The sequence below is a fragment of the Actinophytocola xanthii genome, from assembly GCF_001921205.1.
Taxonomy (GTDB): domain Bacteria; phylum Actinomycetota; class Actinomycetes; order Mycobacteriales; family Pseudonocardiaceae; genus Actinophytocola; species Actinophytocola xanthii.
Genome location: NZ_MSIE01000173.1, coordinates 1 through 1,183, shown reverse-complemented (window position 1 = coordinate 1,183; position 1,183 = coordinate 1). Strand labels below are relative to the sequence as shown.

Here is a 1,183-nt window from a genome sequence, read left to right as displayed (position 1 = left end):
CTAGTGTCGCGTGATTCTGTTTGCTTTACGTCGAGTTGACTGGTCGCGGTGTTGGCTGGCGGGGTGGTGTTGACGGTGGATCAGTGTTCGGAGTTGCTGGCGTTGGTGAATGCCTCGGATGTGCCGGCTTCGGTGGCGACGCGGGCGCGGATCGTGTTGTGGCGTGGCGAGGACCGGCAGAAGAAGGACATCGCGGAGTTGGCCGGGGTGTCGCGTCCGACAGTGGATCTGTGGCTGTCCCGCTATGGGCAGGGCGGGATCGGTGAACTGCTGGACCGGCCGCGTGGAGCGGGTCGAGAACAGGTGCCGGCCCCGGTTCGGGCGCGGATTCTGGCCCTCACGCGAGCGAGTCCGCCGGTTGAGACGGGGTTGTCGCACTGGTCTTCCCGGGAGATGGCCGCGTTCATCCTGCGCACCGAAGGTGTCTACGTGTCGCACCACTATGTGGCCAAGCTGTGGCGGGACAACAAGTTGCGACCGCATCGGCAGGGTACGTTCAAGATCAGCAAGGATCCGGAGTTCGCGGAGAAGGTCGCCGACATCGTGGGTCTGTATCTGGAGCCGCCGGGCGGTGCGGTGGTGCTCAGCGTGGACGAGAAGACCCAGATCCAGGCGTTGGACCGGACCCAACCGCTGCTGCCGATCGCTTTCGACGCCAGCGAGAAACGCACCCACGACTACGTCCGCCACGGCACCACCAACCTGTTCGCCGCACTCAACGTCGGCACCGGCGAAGTGCTCGGCGAGTGCTATCCCGTCCGCGACGGCGCGAACTTCCTGACCTTCCTGAAGAAAGCCGTGAAGCCGCACGCGGGCAAGGACATCCACGTGGTCCTGGACAACCTGTCCACCCACACCACACCCGACATGACGGCCTGGCTCGCGAAGAACCCGCAGGTGACCTTCCACTTCACCCCCAAGGGAGCGTCGTGGGTCAACCAGATCGAGACCTGGTTCGGGATCATCACCCGCCAATCGATCCGCCGCGGCACCTTCACCAGCGTCAAGGTCCTCATCGGGCAGATCCGCGACTACATCACCCACTGGAACACCAACCCGAAACCATTCGTCTGGACCACCACCGCCACCGAGATCCTCGCCAAGGTCCGCCTCGTCCAGACCAACATCAAGAAACTCGTCGACAACAACGCAAAGTAAAGACACCAGGATCACGCGACACTAG

Annotated in this window: 1 protein-coding gene; it reads left to right on the top strand. The window is 63.5% G+C overall.

Annotated features, from left to right (window positions below):
• The first annotated feature begins 63 nt into the window (after positions 1-63).
• Positions 64-1,158, top strand: a complete 1,095-nt coding sequence (locus BU204_RS37760) for an IS630 family transposase (protein ID WP_075130573.1) — start codon at positions 64-66, stop codon at positions 1,156-1,158.
• Positions 1,159-1,183: the final 25 nt, after the last annotated feature.